Source organism: Microbacterium ureisolvens (assembly GCF_019511645.1).
Taxonomy (GTDB): Bacteria; Actinomycetota; Actinomycetes; order Actinomycetales; family Microbacteriaceae; genus Microbacterium; species Microbacterium ureisolvens_A.
In genome coordinates this window covers 641,738-662,561 of record NZ_JAEUAX010000001.1, presented here as the reverse complement: position 1 = coordinate 662,561, position 20,824 = coordinate 641,738, and the positions used below count along the sequence as shown (strand labels likewise).

Here is a 20,824-nt window from a genome sequence, read left to right as displayed (position 1 = left end):
AGCCGTCAATTCTCCGCGCGACCGAGGCGCCAGTAGCCCATGAACGCGACCGCGCGGCGATCGACGCCGCGTTCGGCCACGAGGTGGCGGCGCAGGGCCTTGATCGCTCCGGCCTCGCCGGCCAGCCAGGCGTACAGGCGCGCGCTCTTCAGGGCCGCCCCGCCCTTGGCCGTGCGCGGCACCTCCCACAGGATGTCGGTGTCGATGTCGACCTCCTCTACGTCCGCGCCGGCGCCTGCCGGCGCGAGGCGAGCCGCTGCCTCTGTCACCGAGTTCACGAGGTGCGCGTGACGTTCGCCGTCGGCGCGCGCCCCGATGCGGTACTCGAAGCCGGGATGCCGGGGGAAATAGGCGGCGTCGTCCGGATGCGGCAGCTCGACCGCGACCACTCCGCCGGCGTCCGGCGGGAGCTGCTCGAGGATCGCGGCGATCGCAGGCGCGGCCGTCTCGTCCCCCGCCAGCAGGATCGAGTCGACGCGTGCCGGCGGTACGAAGTCGATGCCGAAGCTCACGCCGCTGTGCGCCGCGGTGGGCGCGTAGATCAGCACCTCGTCGCCGATCCGGGCGCGATCGATCCAGTCGGAGGCGGGGCCGATCACGTCGTGCGAGACCATGTCGACGTCGACCTCGCTGAGGTGGTTGCGCACGTAGCGCGTGGTGTACGTGCGGAAGGGGAGGCGCCGCTCCTCGGGCAGTTCGCGCCACTGGGTGTACCAGTCGTCGCCGAGCGGCATCGCTTCGAGACCCAGTGTGCGGGTGGGGAAGACGATCTTGATGCGCTGGTCGAGCCCCGGGTCGCCGTAGTCGCCGAGATCGTCGCCGCCGAAGGTGAAGCGGCGGAAGCTCGGCGTCACGTCGGCGATCCTCGTCACGCGGGCACGGAAGAAACGGTAGGGCACGTCGGCATCAGACATGGGAGGCTCCTGTCGGCGGGGAAGAGGCGGCTGCGGCGAGCGGGGCCGCTGCCACGGGCACCCGCGGCGACACATGGTGCCGACCGCGGGGGAGGACGATGGGCGAGCCCGACACGGGGTCGGCGACGACCAGCGCGTCCAGGTCGAAGACGTCGCGGATGAGGTCGCTGGTCATGACGTCGCGGGGCGCTCCGCTCGCCACGACGCGGCCGCTGCGCAGAGCGAACAGGTGGTCGGCGTAGCGCGCGGCGAGGTTCATGTCGTGCAGCACCATCACGATCGTGGTGCCGCGGTCGTGGTTGAGGTCGGTGAGCAGATCGAGCACCTCGACCTGGTGGGCGACATCGAGGAACGTCGTGGGCTCGTCGAGGAGCAGGATGTCGGTCTGTTGCGCCAGTGCCATCGCGATCCACGCCCGCTGGCGCTGTCCGCCCGACAGCTCGTCGACGGACCGGTCGGCCAGCTCCTCGATACCGGTCGAGGCGAGCGCCTGCGCGACGACCTCGTAGTCCTGCGCACTCCAGCGCGCCAGCAGCTTCTGGTGCGGATGCCGCCCGCGGCCCACCAGGTCGGCGACCGCTATGCCCTCGGGCGCGATCGGGCTCTGCGGGAGGAGACCCAGAGTGCGCGCGATCTCTTTCGTCGGCCTCCCGTGGAGGGCCTTTCCGTCTAGGACCACCTGGCCCTCACGCGGCGAGATGAGACGCGCGAGCGCGCGCAGGAGCGTCGACTTGCCGCATCCGTTCGCTCCCACGATCGCGGTGATGCGGCCGGGCGGTATCACGAGGTCCAGGCCGTCGACGATCGTGCGGTCGCCGTACGAAAGCGTCAGACGCTCCGCGGACAGACTGTGGGATTCGGTCATAGCGAGCCTCCGGAGCGGTTCGTCCTGATGAGGAGGTAGAGGAGGAAAGGGGCGCCGAGAACGCCGGTGACCACCCCGACCGGGTAGCGGCTGTCGAAGGCGAACTGTCCCAGGAGGTCGGACAGCTGCACCAGGAGCGCGCCGGCCAATGCCGACGGCAGCAGCAGCGAGCCGCCGGGCCCGACGATGCGCATGGCGATCGGACCGGCCATGAACGCGACGAACGCGATGGGCCCGGTGGCGGCGGTCGCGAAGGCCAGCAGGACGACGGCGGCGACGATGACGATCACGCGGGTGCCCTGAAGACGGATGCCGAGACTCGCGGCCGCGTCGTCGCCGAGGCGCATGACATTCAGGTCTCGCCCTTTCGCCAGCAGGGTCGGCACGAGCACGACGCTTGCGATCGCCAGCGGGAGCACGGAGGACCACGTCGCGCCGTTGAGGCTGCCGGTGAGCCAGCGCATCGCCGCCTGCAGATCGTAAGCAGGGGCCTTCGACAGCACGTAGGTGACCGCGGCGTCGAGCATGGCGGCGACGCCGATGCCGATGAGGATGAGTCGTGTGCCGGCGAAGCCGCCCTTGTTGGACAGCAGGTAGATGGCGAGGGCGGTCGCGAGGCCGCCCACGACGGCGAGCACCGATACGGCGGCCTCGCTGAGCGACAGGATGACGATGCCGAACACCGCCGCGGCGCTGGCACCGGCCGTGATGCCGATGATGTCGGGAGACGCGAGCGGGTTGCGCAGCATCGTCTGGAAGGTCACGCCGGCGATGCCGAACGCGAACCCGGCCAGGATGGCGAGCACGGCACGCGGAAGGCGCAGCTCGCCGACGGTGAACGACGCACCGGGCACCGTCTCGCCGAGGATGACGCGGACGACCTCCTCGAGGCTGTAGAACGTCTGCCCGATCATGAGCGACGCGACGAAGACCAGCACCACGGCGACGGCGAGGGCGACCGTCATGATGGTGCGTCTGCGACTGCGGCGGCGGCGGCCGGCGACGACGGACGCCGCGGCGGGACGGAGGAGGGTGTCGGCGCTCACAGTTCACGCACCTTCTGCCTGCGAACGATCCAGATGAAGAACGGGGCCCCGATGAGCGCGGTGAGGATGCCGACCTCGATCTCGTCCGGGCGCGCGATGAGGCGCCCGACGATGTCCGCCGCGACGAGCAGCACCGCTCCCGCGACCGCCGAGAACGGCAGCAGCCAGCGGTGATCCGTGCCGACCAGCAGGCGGCAGAGGTGGGGGATGATCAGACCCACGAAGGCGATGGGGCCGGCGATCGCCACCGCGGCCCCGCACAGGACCACGGCGCCCGCCGATGCGATGAGCCGGGTGCGCAGCACGTGTTCGCCCAGGCCCGCGGCGACATCGTCGCCGAGCGCGAGCAAGTTCATGCCACGCGCGCACAGCAGGGTGATCACCGCACCGATCGCCAGGATCGGCAGGATCGTGGCGATTCGATCCCACGTGGCCCCGCCTACCCCGCCGATCTGCCAGAAGCGGAAGGTCTCCAGCAGGTCGGCGCGGGGCAGGAGCACGGCGCTCACGAGCGACATGAAGGCTGCCGATGTCGCCGCGCCGGCGAGCGCGAGCTTCAACGGGGTCGCACCGCCCCGGCCGAGCGAGCCGACCGTGTAGACGAACACCGCCGCACCGCCGGCGCCGATGATCGACGCCGTGATGAAGGAGTACGGATCCGACATGCCGAAGAATGCGATCCCGATGACCACCGCGAGCGCGGCGCCGCCCGAGATCCCCAGGATGCCGGGATCCGCGAGCGGGTTGCGGGTGACCGCCTGCATGGCCGCGCCCGACATCGCCAGCGCTGCCCCGACGAGGATCGCGACCACGGTGCGCGGCACCCGCGCCACCACGGCCGCTTGCGCGACTCCGGTGGTGTCGCCGCCGAGGCCCGCGAGGATGTCGCTCAGCGCCACGTCGCGGACGCCGAAGGCGACGCTTGCGACGCACAGTGCGGCGAGCACGGCCAAGGACGCCGCGAGCCACGCCAGTCGCACCGCTGCCGGACGCCGCAGGACCGCGGCATCCGGCAATGGTGTAGGCGTCTCGGTGACAGTCACCCGATCGTGCTCCTTGTCAGCGTCAGTCGGCGAGGGCGTCGTTCAGCAGCGCGAAGTACTGCTCGACGCCCCAGCCGATCGACAGCGGTGACGGGTTGGCGGAAGCCGCCAGCGGCGTCGACTCCTCGAGGATCGCGATGCGGCCCTCGGCGATCGCGGGGATCTGCGACAGCAGCGGGTCGGCCTGCAGCTGCGCGATGATGGATCCGCTCGCGTCGCCGTAGGTGACGAACACGTCGACGTCGGCGAAGCGGTCGGCTTCCTCCGCGCTCACCGAGGTGTAGAACTGGACGCCGTCCGACTCCTCCTCGACGACCGCCGGCACCGGGAAGCCGAGGCCCTCCAGGAAGCCCGGACGGGTGTCGAGGCTCGTGTAGAAGCCGACCTGGCTGAAGTCCGACGGGTCGATGTAGGAGAACAGCACCTTGGATCCGGCGAGCTCGGGATAGTCCGCGAGGGCGGCGTCGACCTCGCCGTGCAGCTCCTCGATAAGGGCGTCGCCTTCCTCAGCGAGGCCGAGCGCCTGCGAGTTGAGGCGGATCATATCCTCGTAGGACGTGCCCCACGCCACCTCCGGGTAGGCGACGACCGGGGCGATCTTCGAGAGTGTGTCGTACTCCTCCTGCGTGAGGCCGGAGTACGCAGCGAGGATGACATCGGGCTGCGTGTCGGCGACGGCCTCGAAGTCGATGCCGTCGGTCTCGTCGAAGAGCACCGGCGTCTCTGCTCCGAGCTCCTCGAGCTCGTCCTCGACCCACGGCAGCACGCCGTCGCCATCGTCGTCGCCCCATGTGACCTTCGCCATGCCGACCGGCACGACGCCGAGCGCGATCGGGACCTCCTGGTTGGACCAGGCGACCGTCGCCACCCGCTCGGGCGCCGAATCGATGACGGTCTCGCCGTACGCGTGCTCGATCGTGACCGGGAACCCGGCCCCCGACGAATCGTCGGCGGTGTCGGCAGTGGTGTCGGCGGCAGCGCTCGCGCAGCCGGCGAGGGCGATCGCGGCGACGGCGAGCACCGCGGTGGCGGCGGCGGGACGATTGAGGCGCACGGAATCCTCCGGGGAGTTAGGTAAGGATGCCCTTAGCGAGGGCGCGGTAAGGCCAACCTTACCCAGCCGTTTCCCAGATTGCGAATCCATCGCGTCACCGTCCGCGAACGCGAAAGCCCCGGCTGCGCAGCCGGGGCTTTCGAGACATGGATGCCTCGGGGTCGAGGCGCCCGCGTCAGTTCTTGGTCTGGTCAGCCTTGCGGACGAGTGCCCACGCGCCCGGAATGATCGCGGCAGCCAGCGCCGCCTTGATGAGCCCGCCGACGATGAACGGGAGGAGGCCGACCTCGAGGAGGGCGACGAACGAGTAGTCGAGGCCCATGACCACGTTGAGGATGAACGCCATATACGGAATGCCGAAGAGGAACGGCACGACACTGGCGGCCGCGAAGCCGAGGAAGGCCAGCGCCGGACGGCGGTCCCACGCACGCTCCGCGAACCAGCCGGCGACGAACGCCGAGAAGATGAACCCGATCACGAATCCGAAGCTGGGCTTTCCGATCGCGGCGACGGTGCCGGTGAATCCGGCGAAGACGGGCAGTCCCGCGAGGCCGACGAGCATGTAGGTGGTGAGCGCGGCTGCGCCGCGCCACGCGCCGAGCGCGGCGCCGACGACGATGACCCCCAGCGTCTGACCCGTGATCGGAACGGGCCACAGCGGGATCTCGACCTGTGCGAGAAGGGCGACGATCGTCGCTCCGGCGATGACGAGACCGGCATCGAGCGCGAAGGCGCGGGCGCGCGAGGATGGGCGGGCGATGACGTCGGCGAGCACGCGACGTGTGCCGGCAGAGGCGGTGGGAGCGGCTGCGATGGATGACATGGCACTCAGCCTAGGGGGAGCCGTGGACGGGTTCTTGGACGGGATCCACGAATGATCGACGGATCCGCTGTCCGGGTCCTACGAGCCCGCCCCCGCAGTGCAGGCCCGTCGACGGAGGCGTTCGTCGAACCCGGGGGAGGGAGGCCCCGTATACTGGGAGGCTGGCCGTTCGGCCACCTCCCCATCTCCATCGACGGATCGGACTTCCGCTGTGCTCGCCGTGCACGACCTCGAGATCCGCGTGGGCGCCCGCGTGCTCATGTCGGATGTCTCCTTCCGCGTCTCCGACGGCGACAAGATCGGACTGGTCGGCCGCAACGGCGCCGGCAAGACGACGCTGACCAAGGTGCTCGCGGGCGACCTCATCCCGGCAGACGGCAAGGTCGAGCGCTCAGGCGAGCTGGGCTACCTGCCGCAGGATCCGCGCTCGGGAGACCCCGAGATGCTGGCGCGCACGCGCATCCTCGACGCACGCGGTCTCGGGACTCTGGCGATCGGCATGCACGAGGCATCTCTCGCGATGGGTGACGGCGACGAGGCCGTCGCCGCGAAGGCGATGCGCAAGTACGCGAACCTCACCGAGCGCTTCGAGGCGCTCGGCGGCTACGCGGCCGAGGCCGAGGCGGCATCCATCGCCCACAACCTCTCGCTGCCGGATCGCATCCTCGACCAGCCCCTCAAGACGCTGTCGGGCGGTCAGCGCCGCCGGATCGAGCTCGCGCGCATCCTCTTCTCGGACGCCCAGACGATGATCCTCGACGAGCCCACCAACCACCTCGACGCCGACAGCGTCGTGTGGCTGCGCGAGTTCCTCAAGGGCTACAAGGGCGGGCTCATCGTCATCTCGCACGATGTGGAGCTCGTCGGCGAGACGGTGAACCGCGTGTTCTACCTGGACGCGAACCGGCAGGTCATCGACGTCTACAACATGAACTGGAAGAACTACCTGCGCCAGAGGGTCGCCGACGAGGAGCGCCGCAAGAAGGAGCGCGCCAACGTCGAGAAGAAGGCGACCGTCCTCCAGCAGCAGGCCGCCCGGTTCGGTGCCAAGGCGTCGAAGGCGGCCGCGGCGCACCAGATGGTGGCGCGCGCCGAGAAGATGCTGGCCGGCCTCGACGAGGTGCGTCAGGAGGAGCGCGTCGCCAAGCTCCGCTTCCCGAAGCCCGCACCGTGCGGCAAGACGCCGCTCATGGCGTCGGGTCTGTCCAAGTCGTATGGGTCGCTCGAGATCTTCACCGACGTGGACCTCGCGATCGACCGCGGCTCCAAGGTCGTGATCCTGGGTCTGAACGGTGCCGGAAAGACGACTCTGCTGCGGATCCTCGCGGGCGTCGACCAGCCCGACACCGGGCAGCTCGAGCCCGGGCACGGTCTCAAGATCGGCTACTACGCGCAGGAGCACGAGAACCTCGACGTCTCGCGCTCCGTGCTCGACAACATGATGTCCGCCGCGCCCGACATCACCGCGACCGAGGCGCGCAAGGTGCTCGGGTCGTTCCTGTTCACCGGAGACGACGTGCTCAAGCCGGCCGGGGTGCTCTCCGGCGGCGAGAAGACGCGACTGTCCCTCGCGACGCTCGTCGTGTCGTCGGCGAACATGCTGCTGCTCGACGAGCCCACGAACAACCTCGACCCGGCCTCGCGCGAAGAGATCCTCGGTGCGCTCGCGCATTACGAGGGCGCGGTCGTGCTCGTGTCGCACGACGAGGGCGCCGTCGAGGCGCTCAACCCGGAGCGGGTGCTGATCCTCCCCGACGGCGTCGAGGACATCTGGGGCCGCGATTACGCGGACCTCGTATCGCTCGCGTAACCGGGCATTCGACGGCCCATCAGCGGCCGGCGGCGTCGAGAAGCGCGTCCTCGTCCTCGGCATCGGGATCGCGGCGACGGCGCGGTGCCTGCGGTGCGGGGGCGACAGCATCCGTGGCGGCGTCCTCCGACTCCACGTCGTCCGCGTCCTCGCGGCGATGACGGCGTTCGGTGCGGATGACGTACCCGATGAAGATGAAGCCCATCACGGCGAACAGGATCCACTGGATGGCGTAGGAGAGGTGAGGTCCGGGGTCGTCGGACGGCGGCTCGAGGGCGGTCGGCGCGGTCGCCGGCGCCGGGTCCTCCGCGAGCATGACCCCGTAGGCGCTCTGCTCGAGAGCCCCGCCGGTGGTGGGCGGGAGCGTGTCGGCGACGAGCCTCAGGTTGATCGTCGGGACCTGTCCCTCGGGCGCCGAGCGGCCCGAGGACGGCAGGGCCTCGCCCGGCCGCAGTCGAACGATCACGGTCGTCTCGCCCGAAGGGGGCGCGGGGATCGCGTCGGGGAGGGGCTGGTCCTGGCCCGGAGGCACCCACCCGCGGTCGACGAGCACCACGCGGCCGTCGTCGAGGCGGAAGGGGACCAGCACCTCGAAGGCGGAGGTGCCACCGTGCGGGCGGTTGCGCACCAGGAGCTGCTCGTCCGCAAGGTACGTCCCCGTGAGGATCACCGGGTGCCACTCGTCCGACGGCGAGAAGTCGCCGTCGGCGGGGATGAGGTCGGCCAGCGGGACCGGCGTGGCGTCGTAGTTCTCGGCGACGAGCGCGAGCTGCGCCGAGCGCTCCTGATTGCGCGTGAACTGCCAGTTCGACAGGAAGGCGCACGCGATCGCGAACACGACGGCGAGCGCGATGTAGATCGCCCAGCGGCCGGCGCGGGGGAGATTCTGCATGCTCACGGCGCGGGAGCTCATCGCGCGGCCTCCGTCGGGGCGAGCGGGGCGACCGCCACCGGGAAGTCGCGCGCCGCCAAGAACTCGCGGAGATAGCCCACATGCTCGTCGCACGCGACCCACGTCTTGCGGCGATCCTCCGAGTGGATGCGGGGATTGCGCCAATCGATGCGCCAGCGCGCCGTCGCGCGGCATCCTGCGCGGGAGCAGGTCGCGTCGGCGACCTGGTCGGGCCCGGCGTCGCTCATGCGGTGGGATCCGCGTCGTCATCGACGCGCCGCGGCTTCTCGTCGCCGGTGAGCGACCGGGTCTCCTGGATGCGGATCACCTGCGTGTCGTTCGGGCGTGGGGTGGACGGGGCGGCGGGAAGCGCCGGTTCCGGGTCCTCGCGACGGTTTCGGCGTGCCTCCTGGCCGACGTTCGCGGAGACGACCGCGATGTAGGGCAGGAAGATCGCCGCCGCGCCGAAGAGCCAGGTGTACCAGCCGTACGGCGTGATGACCACCATGAGGATGAAGCACACCACGCGGATGCCCATCGTGACGAGGTACCTCGTCGAGCGCGCGTCGACATCGTCGCGCGGGGAACGCGGCAGGGAGGTCGCCGACGGGGCGTGGCTGGAACTCTTCACGGTACTTCCAGGGTACGCCGGTTGCACCGAGGCATCGCCCCGGGAACGGGTCCCGGGGCGATACGGGTCAGGAATACGTGCCGTACTGGTACACCGAGGCGAAGAACGCGAAGAACGCGATGGCCGCGATGATGCCGAGGATCGAAAGCCCCAGGCCGACCCAGCCGACGATGGTGCCGGCGAGTGCCATGCCGCGCCCCTGCTCCCCGCTCGTCTTGAGCTGATTGAGCGACATGTGGCCCGTGATGACGCCGACGATCGAGCCGATGAACGGAAGGATCACGAAGCTCGAGATCGACGCGATGAGCGACACGATCGCGAGCGTGTTGGTCTTCGCCGGTGCGCCGTAGCCGTACCCCGGAGCAGCGCCGTACGAGGGGGCGGAGCCGTAGCCGGGCGCCGCGCCGTACGTGGGGGCGGCAGGCGAGCCGTAGGCCGGCGGGGGATAGGCGCCCTGGGCGGGCGGCGGGTACGCGCCGGGGGCGGCCTGTGCGGGCTGATCCGCAGCCGGAGCGGGCGGAACCGGCGGGTACGCGCCGGGCTCCGGGGCGGGGTTGTGCGAGGTGTTGTCGCTCACGGCGAGGCCTTTCTTCGGTGTGTGGGACCAGAGTCCCAGCGGCGTGGCGGGGGTGTCAAACAGGCGAGTCGATCAAGGCCGCGCCGGTAGGCTGGTGCGGATCCGCCACAACCCCGGGAGTGCCACCATGTCCACCGATCGCGTCGTCCTCGTCACCGGCGGAAACCGCGGCATCGGCCGTGCCATCGCGGAGCGCTTCGTCGCCGAGGGTTACAAGGTCGCCGTCACCGCACGCTCCGGCGAAGGCCCAGCGGGAACACTCACCGTGCGGGCGGACGTGACGGATGCGGCAGCAGTCGACGCCGCGTTCACCGAGGTGGAGAACGCGCTCGGTCCGGTGGAGATCGTGGTGGCCAACGCCGGCATCACGAAGGACACCCTTCTGCTGCGCATGACCGAGGACGACTTCGACAGTGTGGTCTCGACCAACCTCGGCGGCGCGTTCCGCGTGGTCAAGCGCGCTTCCAAGGGCATGCTGCGCGCCCGGTGGGGCCGTGTCGTGCTGATCTCGAGCGTGGTCGGGCTCTATGGCTCAGCGGGCCAGATCAACTACGCCGCCTCCAAGAGCGCGCTCGTCGGCTTCGCGCGCTCGCTCACGCGCGAGCTGGGCGCTCGCGGCATCACGGCGAACGTGGTCGCTCCCGGCTTCATCGAGACGGATATGACGGCCGAACTCCCGGAAGAGACGCAGGCGGAGTACAAGAAGAACATCCCCGCCGGGCGCTTCGCGTCCCCGGACGAGGTGGCGGGCGTCGTGACGTGGATCGCGTCGGACGACGCGGCCTACATCTCCGGCGCCGTGATCCCTGTCGACGGCGGCCTCGGCATGGGGCACTGACCCGCCGCGCTCATCGAGCTTCAGCCGGCTCGGCGACGGAGTTCCGCTCGCCGCGCTCGTCAGCGTTCAGCCGATCGCCTGGAGGACCGCCTCGGCGACCGCGCCCGGCCGTGAGAACTGCGGCCAGTGGCCGGTCGGGTCTCCCGGTGAGCCCAGCTCGATGATGTCGAGGTGCTCCAGCGCGGCGAGCTCGGCCGCCCACGGGGGCGCCGCCGCGATGATCGCGCGCATCTGCGCTGCCGGCACCGTCGCGGTGACGACGGTCGCCGGCACGGCGCGCCGCCGCTCGTCCGTCAGCCGTATCGGATCGGTCGGCACTTTCTCGGGCACCGACTTCGTCCGGGTCGCGGCATCCGCCCGCGTCTGCGGATCCAGGTCGGCGATCTCGGAGTCGTCGAAGAAGTCCCAGCCGGGGAAGGGGATCACGCCGTCGACGACGGGGAATTCGGAGATCGAGCCGCCGTCTGCGGGCGGGAACGTGTCGAGGAACACGACGTGCGCGACCCGGTCGGGCCGGGCGTCGACGGCACCGTAGACGACGTTGCCGCCACCGGAGTGCCCGACGAGGACGACCGGGCCGTCGAGGCGGTCGATCTGGGCGACGGTCGCGGCGACCCAGTCGGCGATGCCGATGCCGGCCGACTGGGTGCCGGAGGCGCCGACGCCGGGCATGGTGAGCGCGTGCGTGCGGTGTCCGGCCGCTTCGAGGGCGGGTGCGACGTCGACCCACGACGACGCGTCGAGCCACAGCCCGGGGACGAGGATGATGTGCATGCTCCGACGCTACCGACGGCGCCCGACATCGGGAACAGCCCGCGGCCCGGGTCCGAGACCGGGGTCTACGGCAGCAGCGGAATGACCTCGGCGAGGTCGAGAGGGCCGATGACCACGTCGGCGCGCCGGCGCACCGCGGGCTTCGCGTTGAACGCGACGCCGAGCCCGGCGACCGCCATCATCTCGAGATCATTGGCGCCGTCGCCGATCGCGAGCGTGCGGCTGAGGGGCACGCCGCGCTCGTCGGCCCACTCCCGGAGGGCGGCGGCCTTGCCCGCAGCATCCACGATCCCGCCGTCGACCGTGCCGCTCAGGACACCGTCGTCCGTCGCGAGACGGTTGGCGCGCCAGACGTCGACATCGAGATCGGGGGCGACGGTGTCGAGGATCTCGTGGAACCCGCCTGACACGACGCCCACGGCGCCGCCGCGCTCGTGCACCGCCGTGACGAGTTCGCGTACGCCCGGCGTCGGCTCGATGCGTGCCAGCACGCGCGCGAACGCCGTCACCGGCACGCCCTCGAGAGCTTCGACACGTGAGCGCAGGCTCGTCGCGAAGTCGACCTCGCCGCGCATCGCGGCCTCCGTCGCCGCGGCGACCTCCGGGCCCCGTCCTGCTTCGTCGGCGATCAGCTCGATGACCTCGTTGCGGATCAGCGTGGAGTCGGCGTCGAGCACGACGAGGAAGCGGGCGGGGGCGACAGGCATGCTCCCACGCTAGCGGGCCACGGATGCCGCTCCTGCCGTGTGTCAGCGCTCCACGCGGAACCCCTTGCCGACCACGGTGATCCCGCTGTCGGTGATCGTGAAGCCTCGCGCCAGGTCCTTGTCCCGGTCGACGCCGACCGTCGCGCCGTCCTCGAGGACGACGTTCTTGTCGAGGATCGCGCGGTGCACGCGCGCGCCTGCGCCGACCTGAACATGATCGAACAGCACCGAGTCGGTGATCGTCGATCCGCCGCCCGCGAGCGTCCAGGGGCCCACCACGCTGCGCTCGAGATGCGTGCCGGAGAGCACCGAGCCGAGCGACACGATCGAGTCGATCGCGTTGCCGATGCGGCCGACCGAATCGCGAACGAACTTCGCGGGCGGGGAGTTGACCGCCTGCGAGTGGATGGGCCAGTCCATGTTGTACAGGTTGAACACAGGCAGCGTCGAGATCAGGTCGCGGTGCGCGTCGAAGAAGGAGTCGATCGTTCCCACGTCGCGCCAGTAGTAGCGGTCGCGGTCGGTCGAACCGGGCACGTCGTTGCGGTTCATGTCATAGACGCCCGCCTCGCCCCTGTCCACGAAGTAGGGCACGATGTCGCCGCCCATGTCATGGTTCGACGTGGGCAGCTCGCCATCGGACTCGACGGCCTCGATGAGGGCGTCGGTGTCGAAGATGTAGTTGCCCATCGAGGCGAGCACCTGGTCGGGCGCATCGGCGAGGCCCACCGCGTTCTGCGGCTTCTCGAGGAACTCTCGGATGCGCACCGGGTCCTCGGGGTCGACGTCGATGACGCCGAACTGGTTCGCCAGCGAGATCGGCTGACGGATGCCGGCTACCGTGGCTCGCGCGCCCGATTCGATGTGGGCGGCGAGCATCTGGCGGAAATCCATGCGGTAGACGTGGTCGGCGCCGATCACGACGACGATGTCGGGCTGCTCGTCGTTGATCAGGTTGAGGCTCTGCAGGATGGCGTCGGCCGATCCGGAGAACCAGCGCTTGCCGAGGCGCTGCTGCGCCGGAACCGAGGTGACATAGGAATCCAGGAGCGCCGACATCCGCCAGGTCTGCGAGATGTGGCGGTCGAGACTGTGCGACTTGTACTGCGTGAGCACCACGATCTGCCTGAGGCCCGAGTTGATCAGGTTCGAGATGGCGAAGTCGATGAGCCGGTACTGGCCGCCGAAAGGGACTGCGGGCTTGGCGCGATCCGCGGTCAACGGCATCAGCCGCTTCCCTTCGCCGCCGGCGAGGATGATTCCGAAGACCTTGGGTGCAGCTGGCATGCGACCCACCCTAGGGCCGGCGGGAGATTACGGGTACCCGTTACACGCGGGCGCCGGCGTGTATTAGGTTTCGTGCCATGCGCGTCGACATCGTGACCAAGGAGTACCCGCCGGAGATCTATGGTGGCGCCGGCGTCCATGTGACGGAGCTCGTGAAGGCGCTCCGCGCGAGCATCGACGTCCGGGTGCGCGCATTCGGGGCGGCTCGCGACGAGGACGGCACCGCGTCGTACGGCGTGCCGGCGGAGCTGTCCGCCGCGAACGCCGCCGTGCAGACGCTCGGCACGGATCTCGAGATCGTCACGGATGTCGCCGGCGCCGACGTCGTGCACAGCCACACCTGGTACGCGAACTTCGCGGGACACCTCGCGTCGCTGCTGCACGGGATCCCGCACATCGTGACGGCGCACAGTCTGGAGCCGCTGCGCCCGTGGAAGGCCGAGCAGCTGGGCGGCGGGTACGCCGTCTCGAGCTGGATCGAGAAGTCCGCGTACGAGAGCGCGGCGGCCATCGTCGCGGTGAGCAACGGCATGCGCGAGGACATCCTGCGCAGCTACCCGGCGCTGGACCCGGAGCGCGTGCGCGTGATCTACAACGGCATCGACGTCGAGGCGTGGCATCCCGTCGAGGATCCCGCACTGCTGGCGGAGCTCGGGATCGACCCGGCGAAGCCGTCGGTGGTGTTCGTCGGCCGCATCACGCGGCAGAAGGGCCTGCCCTACTTCCTGCGCGCTGCCGAACGCCTCCCCGCCGGCGTGCAGGTGGTCCTCGCCGCCGGCGCGCCCGACACGCCGCAGATCATGGCGGAGGTCGAAGAGCTCGTCCGCGGCCTGCAGGAGACCCGCGAGGGCGTGGTGTGGCTGGATCGGATGCTGTCACGCCACGAGCTGTGCACCATCTTGAGTGCGGCGACGACCTTCGTCTGCCCGTCGGTCTATGAGCCGCTCGGCATCGTGAACCTCGAGGCCATGGCATGCGGCGCCGCCGTCGTCGGCACGGCGACCGGCGGCATCCCGGAGGTCGTCGTGGACGGCGTCACCGGCCGCCTGGTGCCGATCGAGCAGGTGCAGGACGGCACCGGCACGCCGACCGACCCCGAGCAGTACGTCGCGGACCTCGCCCGCGTGCTCACCGAGGTGGTGAACGATCCGCAACGCGCGCGGGAGTACGGCGCGGCCGGCCGCAAGCGCGCGACCGAGGACTTCAGCTGGCAGCGCATCGCCGATCAGACGGCCGCCCTGTACGCGGAGGTGATCGCCGGCGGCCGATAGGCTGTCAGCATGCCCCAGGTGCTCGAGTTCTCCGACGTCGTCGTCCGCCGAAACGCCCGGAACATCGTCGATCACCTGAACTGGACGATCAACGACGACGAGCGCTGGGTGGTCCTCGGGCCCAACGGTGCCGGCAAGACCACCGTGCTCCAGATGGCCGACACGCTGCTGCACCCCACCTCGGGAGTCGTGACCATCCTGGGCGAGCGCCTCGGCCGCACCGACGTCTTCGACCTGCGACCGCGGATCGGGTTCGCCTCCTCGGCGATGGCTCGTCGCGTGCCGCCGGAGGAGACCGTGCTGAACGTCGTCCTGACGGCCGCGTACTCGGTGCTCGGCCGCTGGCGCGAGGACTACGAAGACATCGACGAGCGTCGCGCTCTTCGCGTGCTGGCGGAGTGGAAGCTCGACCACCTCGCCGATCGCACGTTCGGCACCCTGAGCGACGGCGAGCAGAAACGGGTCCAGATCGCCCGTGCCGTGATGACCGACCCCGAGCTGCTGCTCCTCGACGAGCCGACCGCGAGCCTCGACCTCGGCGCGCGAGAGGAGCTCCTCATCCTGCTGGGCGGCTATGCCCAGGCGCCCACGACGCCGGCCATGATCATGGTCACCCACCACGTCGAAGAGATCCCGCTCGGGTTCACGCACGTGCTCCTCCTGCGCGATGGCCGGGCGGTGGCATCCGGTCCCATCCGGGAGACCCTCACCGCCGAGGCCCTGACCGAGACGTTCGGCGTCCCCATCCGCCTCAGCGAAGAGGGCGGCCGCTACGCCGCGCGCGCCACGCACTGAGTCCCGAAGCGGCCGGTTCGGCGTCTGTGCCGGAGACTGGTAGAATCTCTCTTTGGTGCATTCGCACCCCAGACTTTGACCGCCCTGGCAAAATCCAGGGCACCATCCTCAAAGGACCATCATGAAGACTGACCTCCACCCGGACTACCAGGCCGTCGTGTTCCGTGACCTCGGCTCGGGCGAGACCTTCCTCACCCGCTCGACGGTGACCAGCGACAAGACGATCGAGCTCGACGGCGTCGAGTACCCCGTCATCGACGTCGAGATCTCGTCCGCCTCGCACCCGTTCTACACGGGCAAGCAGCGCATCATGGACTCGGCCGGTCGTGTCGAGAAGTTCAACCAGCGCTTCAAGAACTTCGGCGGCTCCAAGTAAGCAGCCACCCCGGAAGGCCCCGCTTCGGCGGGGCCTTCTGCGTTTCGCGCCGCGCCGAGCTCAGCGGATCGGCCAGCGCCCGTCGAGCCTCTCGTCGGGGTCGATACGGCCGATCCGGATGAAGTACTCGGTCAGGCTCTCGGCCTGGGCCCTCGCCCAGCCGATCTGGCGGGTGTGGAGTTCGTGCACGGTCTCGGGCAGCCACGGCGCGAAGCGCTCGGCGAGCGCCTGGGCGACGCGGCCCGCCGCGACGGCGTCGGCCGACGCCTCGTGCGCGGACTCCAGCCGCACGGCGTAGTGGGCCGCGACCACCTCGAGTGTGCGCTTGCCCTTGCGCCAGCGGTCGTACGCCTTGTCGACCACGAGGGGGTCGATGACGGGCGAGGGGTTCTCGATCGGCGTGATGCCGTACCGCACCGACTCGTACTTCAGCAGCGAGAAGTCGAACGGTGCGTTGTACGCGACGACCGGGATGCCCGCGTCGAGCAGTGCGCTCACAGCCGTGACCACTTCAGCCACGACGGCGGCGGCGGGCCGGCCGTTCGTACGCGCGTGCTCGGTGGAGATGCCGTGGATCGCACTCGCGCCCTGGGGGATCTCGACGCCCGGATCGGCGAGCCAGTCGCGCGCACGGATGACGCCGCCCGAGGCGTCGAGCAGACCCACATGCGCCGTCACGATGCGGTCGGCGGTGACGTCGATGCCCGTGGTCTCGAGGTCGAAGACGCCGACCATGCGCACCCAGTCCGGCACATCCCACAGCGGCAGCTGTTCGGAATGCGGGCGATTCATGCCGTTCACGGTATGTGCCGCCTCCGACATCCGGCCGGAGGCGCTCCGCGCACAGCCGAGCCCGGGGGAGTCCTCGTAGACTCGACGGGTGACCGCACCGAACCCGTACGCCCCCCTCCTCGACGAGATCCGCGTCGAGCGGCGCGAGGTCCGTGTGCTCGGCGGCACGACGGCGTACTGGGTATACGGACCCTCGGACGCCGAGACGACCATCGTCGCGGTGCACGGCTTCCGTGGCGAGCACCACGGGCTCGAGCCCGTGGTCGCGCATCTGCCTGGCGTGCGGGTGATCTCGCCCGACCTTCCCGGCTTCGGCGAGACGCCGCCCGTTCCCGGACGCACCCACGACCTCGAGCTGTACGCCGACTGGCTGCGCGCGTTCGCCGCGGCGGTGGCTCCCGCCCCTGTGATCCTCGGCCACTCGTTCGGCTCGATCGTCGTGTCGGCGGCCGTCGCCGACGGCCTCGAGACACCGCGCGTGATCCTCGTGAACCCGATCGGCGCTCCGGCGCTCGAAGGTCCGCGCGGCATCCTCACAAGGCTCGCGGTCTTCTACTACTGGGCCGGCGCGAAGCTGCCGAAGAGCCTGGGCGAGGCGCTGCTGCGCAACGGACTCATCGTGCGGGTGATGAGCGTCTCGATGGCGAAGACCAAGGATTCCGGCATCCGCCGATTCGTGCATGATCAGCACGACACGTACTTCTCGCGCTTCGCGGACCGTGACGTGCTGCACGACGCGTTCATCGCGTCGGTTTCGAACGACGTGCGCGCGTTCGCCCCGCGCATCGCGCAGCCGACGCTGCTGGTCGCCGCCGTCAAGGACGACATCACGCCCATCGAGGCCGAGCGGGAACTCGCGACGATGTTCCCGCACGCGGATCTCGTGGAGATCCCCGACGTCGGCCACCTCATCCACTACGAGACGCCGGCAGCCGCGGCCGACGCCATCACGCGGTTTCTCGCGCCTTCCGACGCCGGTACGCGTTGACGTTCATGCGGTTGCCGCAGTTGCCGGTGTCGCAGTAGCGCTTCGAGCCGTTCTTCGAGAAGTCGACGTACACGCCGTCGCAGTCGTCGGCCGCGCAGACGCGCACGCGGCCGTACTCGTCGGCGCGGATGACGTCCACGAACGCCAGCGCCGCCTCCACGAGGATGCGGGTCGCGAGGGGCGCGTCGTCGCTCGTGGCGTGGATGTGCCAGTCGAAGTCGTCATGGATCACGAGCCGGGGGAGCGCCCGACCGTCGCGGAGCATCTCGTTGACCAACGGGACCGCTCCCTCGCGGTCGACCTCCCACAGCTGGCGCAGGCGCGGACGCACCGCGCGGACGGCCGCCAGCTCCTCCTCGTCGCGACGGATCGTGCCGGTGTAGGGATTGACCCGGAGGTAGTCGTCGAAGTCCTCGAGGGTCGCCAGGGTGTCCTCGCCGTCGAAGCCGGGCATCGTGTTGACGAGGTACGACGCGGCGCGCAGATTCTGCTGCGTGTCATGAATGAAAACCACGTTGACTCCTGACATGCCGTTCGGCTACTGTCACCAGTGTAAGCAGTCTTCACCCCTGACAGCCGGATGCCGCCCATGACCGCCTCGACCGCGTCACTTCCCGTCATCGCCCCGAGCGCGGCGTTCGCCACGAGTGCGCGCATGCGCACCACCGGACTGCTGATGGGTGTCGCCTCGGCCTTGGCGTTCTCGTCGAGCGGACCCTTCGTGAAGCCGCTCCTCGAGGCCGGCTGGTCGCTGGGGGCGGCGCTGCTCGTGCGCATGGGAGTCGCAGGTCTGGTGCTCTCCCCGGCGCTGTTGCTGGCGATGAAGCGGCAGCGCGGCTTCCTGAAGCGCCACTGGCGACTCATCGTCGGGTTCGGGCTGATGCCGGTCCTCGGCTGCCAGCTCTTCTTCTTCTCGGCGATGCAGCGGATGCCCGTGGCCGTGGCCCTGCTGATCCAGTACCTCGCCCCGGTGATGCTCGTCGCGGCCGTGTGGGTGCGCACGCGCAAGGCGCCGTCGGCGCTCGTGCTGTGGGGGTCCGCGGTGGCGATGGTCGGGCTGGTGCTCGTCGTCGACATCTCGGGCGCTTCGTTCGACCTGATCGGAACCCTGCTCGCCCTCGCCGCAGCCGTGTGCGTGTGCGCCTATTTCGTGATCTCGGAGCGAGCCGGCGACGACCTGCCCCCGCTCGCACTGGCCGCGAGTGGTCTCATCACCGGTGCGATCGTCATGGGCGTGCTGTGCCTCACCGGGATCATGCCGTTCGACGCTCCTGCCGTCGACGTGGTGCTCGCCGGCGTGGAGGTTCCGTGGTGGATGCCGCTCGGCTGGGTCGCCGCGATCGCGACGACGCTCGGCTACGCGCTGGGAGTGATGGCGGTCCCGCGCATCGGCTCGCGCGTGGCCTCGTTCGTCGGGCTGTCGGAAGTGCTGTTCGCCCTGATGTTCGCGTGGATCTTCCTCGCCGAGGTGCCCGCACCCGTTCAGTTCGCCGGCGGCGCACTGATCCTCGTGGGCGTGGTGCTGGTGCGCGCCGACGCCGCATCGACGGGCAACCCCAAGGGGCCGGCGGCTACGACTCCCGTCGTGCCAGCTCCATGAGCGGAGTCACGCGGTGGGCGATGACCTCGCCCATGACCAGAGAGGTCTCCGTGCGCTCGACGCCCTCGATCGCGAGGATGCGGGCGTCGGTGTCGAAGAGGTGCTGGGTGTCGCGGCACGCGACCCGAACCAGCAGATCCACCTGACCGGACAGGCCGTGAGCCTGGACGACCTCGGGGACGCGGGCGAGTTCGACGGCGATGCGGGGCAGGTCGGCCTGCCGCACGATGACGCTGATGAAGGCCTCGATCGGGAACCCGAGTGAGGCAGACGAGATGGCTCGCTCGTACGACAGGAAGACCCCCGCCTTCTCCAGTCGCGACATGCGCGCCTGGACGGTGTTGCGCGAGAGGCCGAGCCGTTCGGCGAGTGCGACGACGGTCGCGCGGGGGTCGGCGGAGAGCGCTGCGAGCAGCTCGAGGTCGACGTGATCCAGGGCACTCATAGTGCGAAACGTTAGCACGCATTTGGTAGCCACGAGTTGTCAACATGCTCAAGAAGTCTTCGAATGCTTGAGCGAGGTGCGATGCGGACGTACCGTTGAAGCAGTCGGCGACGAGGCCGGCACACGCCAAGCGGCCCCTCACGAGGGGGCCGGCAAGAGGAGTGATGACGATGACGCACACCCTGACACCCACAGCGGATCTCGCCACCGACATCGATGATGTCGCACGGCTGCTGACCCCCGACGGCGAGCGCATCGCCGACTCCGAGCTCGATCGCTGGGTGATCGACGTCGACGCCGCGACACTGCGCGGTCTGTACCGCGACATGGTGCTCCTGCGGCGTGTCGACACCGAGGGCGTCGCCCTGCAGCGGCAGGGCCAGCTGGGCCTGTGGCCGCCGTGCCAGGGGCAGGAGGCGACCCAGATCGGCACCGCCCGCGCCCTCCGCGCCGACGACTTCGCCTTCCCGAGCTACCGCGAGACCGGCGTGGTCTACGCCCGCGGGGGCAAGCCCGCGGACTTCGTGCTCGCCTGGCGCGGCGAGGAGCACTCGACCTACAACCCCTACGACATCAACACGGCGACGCAGCAGATCATCATCGGCGCGCAGGCGCTGCACGCGGTCGGCTACGCGATGGGCGTGCAGCGTGACGGCACCGACCAGGTCTCGGTGGCGTACTTCGGCGACGGCGCCTCCAGCCAGGGCGACGTCAACGAGGCGATGGTCTTCGCCTCGTCCTTCCGCGCACCCGTCGTGTTCGTGTGCACCAACAACCAGTGGGCGATCTCGGAGCCCGTCACGGTGCAGGCGAAGTTCCCGATCGCCGGGCGGGCGCCGGGCTTCGGCATCCCGAGCATGCGCGTCGACGGCAACGACGTGCTCGCCTGCTTCGCCGCGATGCGCTGGGCGCTCGACAACGCTCGCCGCGGCAACGGGCCCGCGTTCATCGAGGCGGTCACGTACCGCATGGGTCCGCACACGACGTCCGACGACCCGACCCGATACCGCGACAAGGACGAGGTCGAGGCGTGGCGGCGCCGCGACCCCATCGCGCGTGTCGAGGCCCTGCTGCGGTCCCGCGGCGAGTTCGACGAGGCGTTCGTCGCGAGCGTCGAGGCGGACGCCGACGCGCTGGCGGCCGCCGTGCGCGAGGCGGCGATGACGGCGAAGACCCGCGACCCGCTCACGGTGCTCGACAACGTCTACGCGGAGCCCCACTCGGGCCTCGCCGAGCAGCGCGAGTGGTTCGGCGCGTACCTCGACGGGTTCGCACCGGTGGCCGAGGGGGCGTGAC

At 70.1% G+C, this 20,824-nt stretch carries 24 protein-coding genes; 8 read left to right on the top strand and 16 right to left on the bottom strand.

Features of this window, described 5'->3' with window-relative positions; genetic code table 11:
- Positions 1-5 precede the first annotated feature (5 nt).
- From JNB61_RS03165 to JNB61_RS03140, 6 genes are all read right to left on the bottom strand, one after another.
- Complete coding sequence (locus JNB61_RS03165) at positions 6-914, bottom strand: siderophore-interacting protein (RefSeq protein ID WP_220289386.1); 909 nt, start codon at positions 912-914, stop codon at positions 6-8.
- Positions 907-1,779 carry an ABC transporter ATP-binding protein gene (locus JNB61_RS03160; protein WP_220338706.1) on the bottom strand — a complete coding sequence of 291 codons (873 nt, stop codon included), beginning with the start codon at positions 1,777-1,779 and terminating at the stop codon, positions 907-909. The genes JNB61_RS03165 and JNB61_RS03160 overlap by 8 nt, the downstream gene beginning before the upstream one ends.
- Positions 1,776-2,825: a FecCD family ABC transporter permease gene (locus tag JNB61_RS03155; protein WP_308291190.1), complete on the bottom strand. Its 1,050-nt coding sequence runs from the start codon at positions 2,823-2,825 to the stop codon at positions 1,776-1,778. The genes JNB61_RS03160 and JNB61_RS03155 overlap by 4 nt, the downstream gene beginning before the upstream one ends.
- Entirely contained in the window at positions 2,822-3,868 is a 1,047-nt protein-coding gene (locus tag JNB61_RS03150) for a FecCD family ABC transporter permease (RefSeq protein ID WP_220338705.1), read from the bottom strand. Before JNB61_RS03150 ends, JNB61_RS03155 begins: the two co-directional genes overlap by 4 nt.
- A 22-nt stretch (positions 3,869-3,890) precedes the next feature.
- Positions 3,891-4,922 (bottom strand): iron-siderophore ABC transporter substrate-binding protein, encoded by a 1,032-nt coding sequence (locus tag JNB61_RS03145; protein WP_220289389.1) that lies wholly within the window; start codon positions 4,920-4,922, stop codon positions 3,891-3,893.
- Positions 4,923-5,097: 175 nt separating this feature from the next.
- Complete coding sequence (locus JNB61_RS03140; RefSeq protein ID WP_159844435.1) at positions 5,098-5,745, bottom strand: biotin transporter BioY; 648 nt, start codon at positions 5,743-5,745, stop codon at positions 5,098-5,100.
- A gap of 211 nt (positions 5,746-5,956) precedes the next feature.
- On the opposite strand from JNB61_RS03140, the gene JNB61_RS03135 reads away from it, so the two are divergent.
- Positions 5,957-7,555 carry an ABC-F family ATP-binding cassette domain-containing protein gene (locus JNB61_RS03135; RefSeq protein WP_220289390.1) on the top strand — a complete coding sequence of 533 codons (1,599 nt, stop codon included), beginning with the start codon at positions 5,957-5,959 and terminating at the stop codon, positions 7,553-7,555.
- 19 nt (positions 7,556-7,574) lie between these two features.
- On the opposite strand, the gene JNB61_RS03130 is transcribed toward JNB61_RS03135, so the two are convergent.
- The 4 genes from JNB61_RS03130 to JNB61_RS03115 all read right to left on the bottom strand — a co-directional run bounded on the left by JNB61_RS03130 (position 7,575) and on the right by JNB61_RS03115 (position 9,655).
- Positions 7,575-8,468, bottom strand: coding sequence for an SURF1 family cytochrome oxidase biogenesis protein (locus JNB61_RS03130; protein WP_223214565.1), 894 nt, complete (start codon positions 8,466-8,468; stop codon positions 7,575-7,577).
- Positions 8,465-8,695 (bottom strand): hypothetical protein, encoded by a 231-nt coding sequence (locus tag JNB61_RS03125; RefSeq protein WP_220289391.1) that lies wholly within the window; start codon positions 8,693-8,695, stop codon positions 8,465-8,467. The genes JNB61_RS03130 and JNB61_RS03125 overlap by 4 nt, the downstream gene beginning before the upstream one ends.
- On the bottom strand, positions 8,692-9,078 hold the full coding sequence (locus tag JNB61_RS03120; protein WP_220289392.1) for a DUF3099 domain-containing protein: 387 nt from the start codon (positions 9,076-9,078) through the stop codon (positions 8,692-8,694). The genes JNB61_RS03125 and JNB61_RS03120 overlap by 4 nt, the downstream gene beginning before the upstream one ends.
- A gap of 67 nt (positions 9,079-9,145) precedes the next feature.
- Positions 9,146-9,655 (bottom strand): DUF4190 domain-containing protein, encoded by a 510-nt coding sequence (locus JNB61_RS03115; RefSeq protein WP_159844427.1) that lies wholly within the window; start codon positions 9,653-9,655, stop codon positions 9,146-9,148.
- Between the two features lie 127 nt (positions 9,656-9,782).
- Between JNB61_RS03115 and fabG the strand changes: the two genes are divergently transcribed.
- Positions 9,783-10,493: a 3-oxoacyl-ACP reductase FabG gene (gene fabG / locus JNB61_RS03110; RefSeq protein WP_220289393.1), complete on the top strand. Its 711-nt coding sequence runs from the start codon at positions 9,783-9,785 to the stop codon at positions 10,491-10,493.
- A 66-nt stretch (positions 10,494-10,559) separates the two neighbouring features.
- Here fabG and JNB61_RS03105 read toward each other — a convergent pair whose 3' ends face one another.
- From JNB61_RS03105 to JNB61_RS03095, 3 genes are all read right to left on the bottom strand, one after another.
- Entirely contained in the window at positions 10,560-11,267 is a 708-nt protein-coding gene (locus tag JNB61_RS03105) for an alpha/beta fold hydrolase (protein WP_220338704.1), read from the bottom strand.
- A gap of 65 nt (positions 11,268-11,332) precedes the next feature.
- The gene (gene serB / locus JNB61_RS03100; RefSeq protein ID WP_159844421.1) at positions 11,333-11,974 is read right to left on the bottom strand and encodes a phosphoserine phosphatase SerB; all 642 of its coding nucleotides are present in this window, start codon (positions 11,972-11,974) and stop codon (positions 11,333-11,335) included.
- 42 nt (positions 11,975-12,016) lie between these two features.
- On the bottom strand, positions 12,017-13,261 hold the full coding sequence (locus tag JNB61_RS03095; protein WP_220289395.1) for a glucose-1-phosphate adenylyltransferase: 1,245 nt from the start codon (positions 13,259-13,261) through the stop codon (positions 12,017-12,019).
- A 77-nt stretch (positions 13,262-13,338) separates the two neighbouring features.
- Between JNB61_RS03095 and glgA the strand changes: the two genes are divergently transcribed.
- From glgA to JNB61_RS03080, 3 genes are all read left to right on the top strand, one after another.
- On the top strand, positions 13,339-14,532 hold the full coding sequence (gene glgA, locus JNB61_RS03090; RefSeq protein WP_220289396.1) for a glycogen synthase: 1,194 nt from the start codon (positions 13,339-13,341) through the stop codon (positions 14,530-14,532).
- A gap of 9 nt (positions 14,533-14,541) precedes the next feature.
- Positions 14,542-15,327: an ABC transporter ATP-binding protein gene (locus tag JNB61_RS03085; protein WP_220289397.1), complete on the top strand. Its 786-nt coding sequence runs from the start codon at positions 14,542-14,544 to the stop codon at positions 15,325-15,327.
- A gap of 121 nt (positions 15,328-15,448) precedes the next feature.
- Complete coding sequence (locus tag JNB61_RS03080; RefSeq protein ID WP_045302322.1) at positions 15,449-15,703, top strand: type B 50S ribosomal protein L31; 255 nt, start codon at positions 15,449-15,451, stop codon at positions 15,701-15,703.
- A gap of 60 nt (positions 15,704-15,763) precedes the next feature.
- On the opposite strand, the gene JNB61_RS03075 is transcribed toward JNB61_RS03080, so the two are convergent.
- Positions 15,764-16,495 (bottom strand): exonuclease domain-containing protein, encoded by a 732-nt coding sequence (locus JNB61_RS03075; RefSeq protein WP_223214564.1) that lies wholly within the window; start codon positions 16,493-16,495, stop codon positions 15,764-15,766.
- An 88-nt stretch (positions 16,496-16,583) separates the two neighbouring features.
- Between JNB61_RS03075 and JNB61_RS03070 the strand changes: the two genes are divergently transcribed.
- Entirely contained in the window at positions 16,584-17,483 is a 900-nt protein-coding gene (locus JNB61_RS03070; protein WP_220338703.1) for an alpha/beta fold hydrolase, read from the top strand.
- Here the strand turns inward: JNB61_RS03070 and JNB61_RS03065 are convergent.
- Positions 17,443-17,997: a CGNR zinc finger domain-containing protein gene (locus JNB61_RS03065; protein ID WP_159844409.1), complete on the bottom strand. Its 555-nt coding sequence runs from the start codon at positions 17,995-17,997 to the stop codon at positions 17,443-17,445. The genes JNB61_RS03070 and JNB61_RS03065 overlap by 41 nt on opposite strands.
- A gap of 75 nt (positions 17,998-18,072) precedes the next feature.
- Between JNB61_RS03065 and JNB61_RS03060 the strand changes: the two genes are divergently transcribed.
- Positions 18,073-19,083, top strand: coding sequence for an EamA family transporter (locus JNB61_RS03060; protein WP_159844407.1), 1,011 nt, complete (start codon positions 18,073-18,075; stop codon positions 19,081-19,083).
- Here JNB61_RS03060 and JNB61_RS03055 read toward each other — a convergent pair.
- Entirely contained in the window at positions 19,055-19,528 is a 474-nt protein-coding gene (locus JNB61_RS03055; RefSeq protein WP_045302332.1) for an Lrp/AsnC family transcriptional regulator, read from the bottom strand. The two genes, JNB61_RS03060 and JNB61_RS03055, sit on opposite strands and share 29 nt — an antisense overlap.
- A 164-nt stretch (positions 19,529-19,692) precedes the next feature.
- On the opposite strand from JNB61_RS03055, the gene pdhA reads away from it, so the two are divergent.
- Complete coding sequence (gene pdhA, locus JNB61_RS03050; RefSeq protein WP_220338702.1) at positions 19,693-20,823, top strand: pyruvate dehydrogenase (acetyl-transferring) E1 component subunit alpha; 1,131 nt, start codon at positions 19,693-19,695, stop codon at positions 20,821-20,823.
- The last annotated feature ends 1 nt before the right edge of the window (position 20,824 follow it).

Bases quoted from the DNA above. Each gene is read 5' to 3' on its own strand.
- fabG (WP_220289393.1), top strand. From the start codon at position 9,783: ATGTCCACCGATCGCGTCGTCCTCGTCACCGGCGGAAACCGCGGCATC.
- JNB61_RS03060 (WP_159844407.1), top strand. From the start codon at position 18,073: ATGACCGCCTCGACCGCGTCACTTCCCGTCATCGCCCCGAGCGCGGCG.
- JNB61_RS03140 (WP_159844435.1), bottom strand. From the start codon at position 5,745: ATGTCATCCATCGCAGCCGCTCCCACCGCCTCTGCCGGCACACGTCGC.
- JNB61_RS03075 (WP_223214564.1), bottom strand. From the start codon at position 16,495: ATGAATCGCCCGCATTCCGAACAGCTGCCGCTGTGGGATGTGCCGGAC.
- JNB61_RS03055 (WP_045302332.1), bottom strand. From the start codon at position 19,528: ATGAGTGCCCTGGATCACGTCGACCTCGAGCTGCTCGCAGCGCTCTCC.
- JNB61_RS03080 (WP_045302322.1), top strand. From the start codon at position 15,449: ATGAAGACTGACCTCCACCCGGACTACCAGGCCGTCGTGTTCCGTGAC.
- JNB61_RS03165 (WP_220289386.1), bottom strand. From the start codon at position 914: ATGTCTGATGCCGACGTGCCCTACCGTTTCTTCCGTGCCCGCGTGACG.
- JNB61_RS03095 (WP_220289395.1), bottom strand. From the start codon at position 13,261: ATGCCAGCTGCACCCAAGGTCTTCGGAATCATCCTCGCCGGCGGCGAA.
- JNB61_RS03160 (WP_220338706.1), bottom strand. From the start codon at position 1,779: ATGACCGAATCCCACAGTCTGTCCGCGGAGCGTCTGACGCTTTCGTAC.
- JNB61_RS03130 (WP_223214565.1), bottom strand. From the start codon at position 8,468: ATGAGCTCCCGCGCCGTGAGCATGCAGAATCTCCCCCGCGCCGGCCGC.
- JNB61_RS03125 (WP_220289391.1), bottom strand. From the start codon at position 8,695: ATGAGCGACGCCGGGCCCGACCAGGTCGCCGACGCGACCTGCTCCCGC.
- serB (WP_159844421.1), bottom strand. From the start codon at position 11,974: ATGCCTGTCGCCCCCGCCCGCTTCCTCGTCGTGCTCGACGCCGACTCC.
- pdhA (WP_220338702.1), top strand. From the start codon at position 19,693: ATGACGATGACGCACACCCTGACACCCACAGCGGATCTCGCCACCGAC.
- JNB61_RS03105 (WP_220338704.1), bottom strand. From the start codon at position 11,267: ATGCACATCATCCTCGTCCCCGGGCTGTGGCTCGACGCGTCGTCGTGG.
- JNB61_RS03085 (WP_220289397.1), top strand. From the start codon at position 14,542: ATGCCCCAGGTGCTCGAGTTCTCCGACGTCGTCGTCCGCCGAAACGCC.
- glgA (WP_220289396.1), top strand. From the start codon at position 13,339: ATGCGCGTCGACATCGTGACCAAGGAGTACCCGCCGGAGATCTATGGT.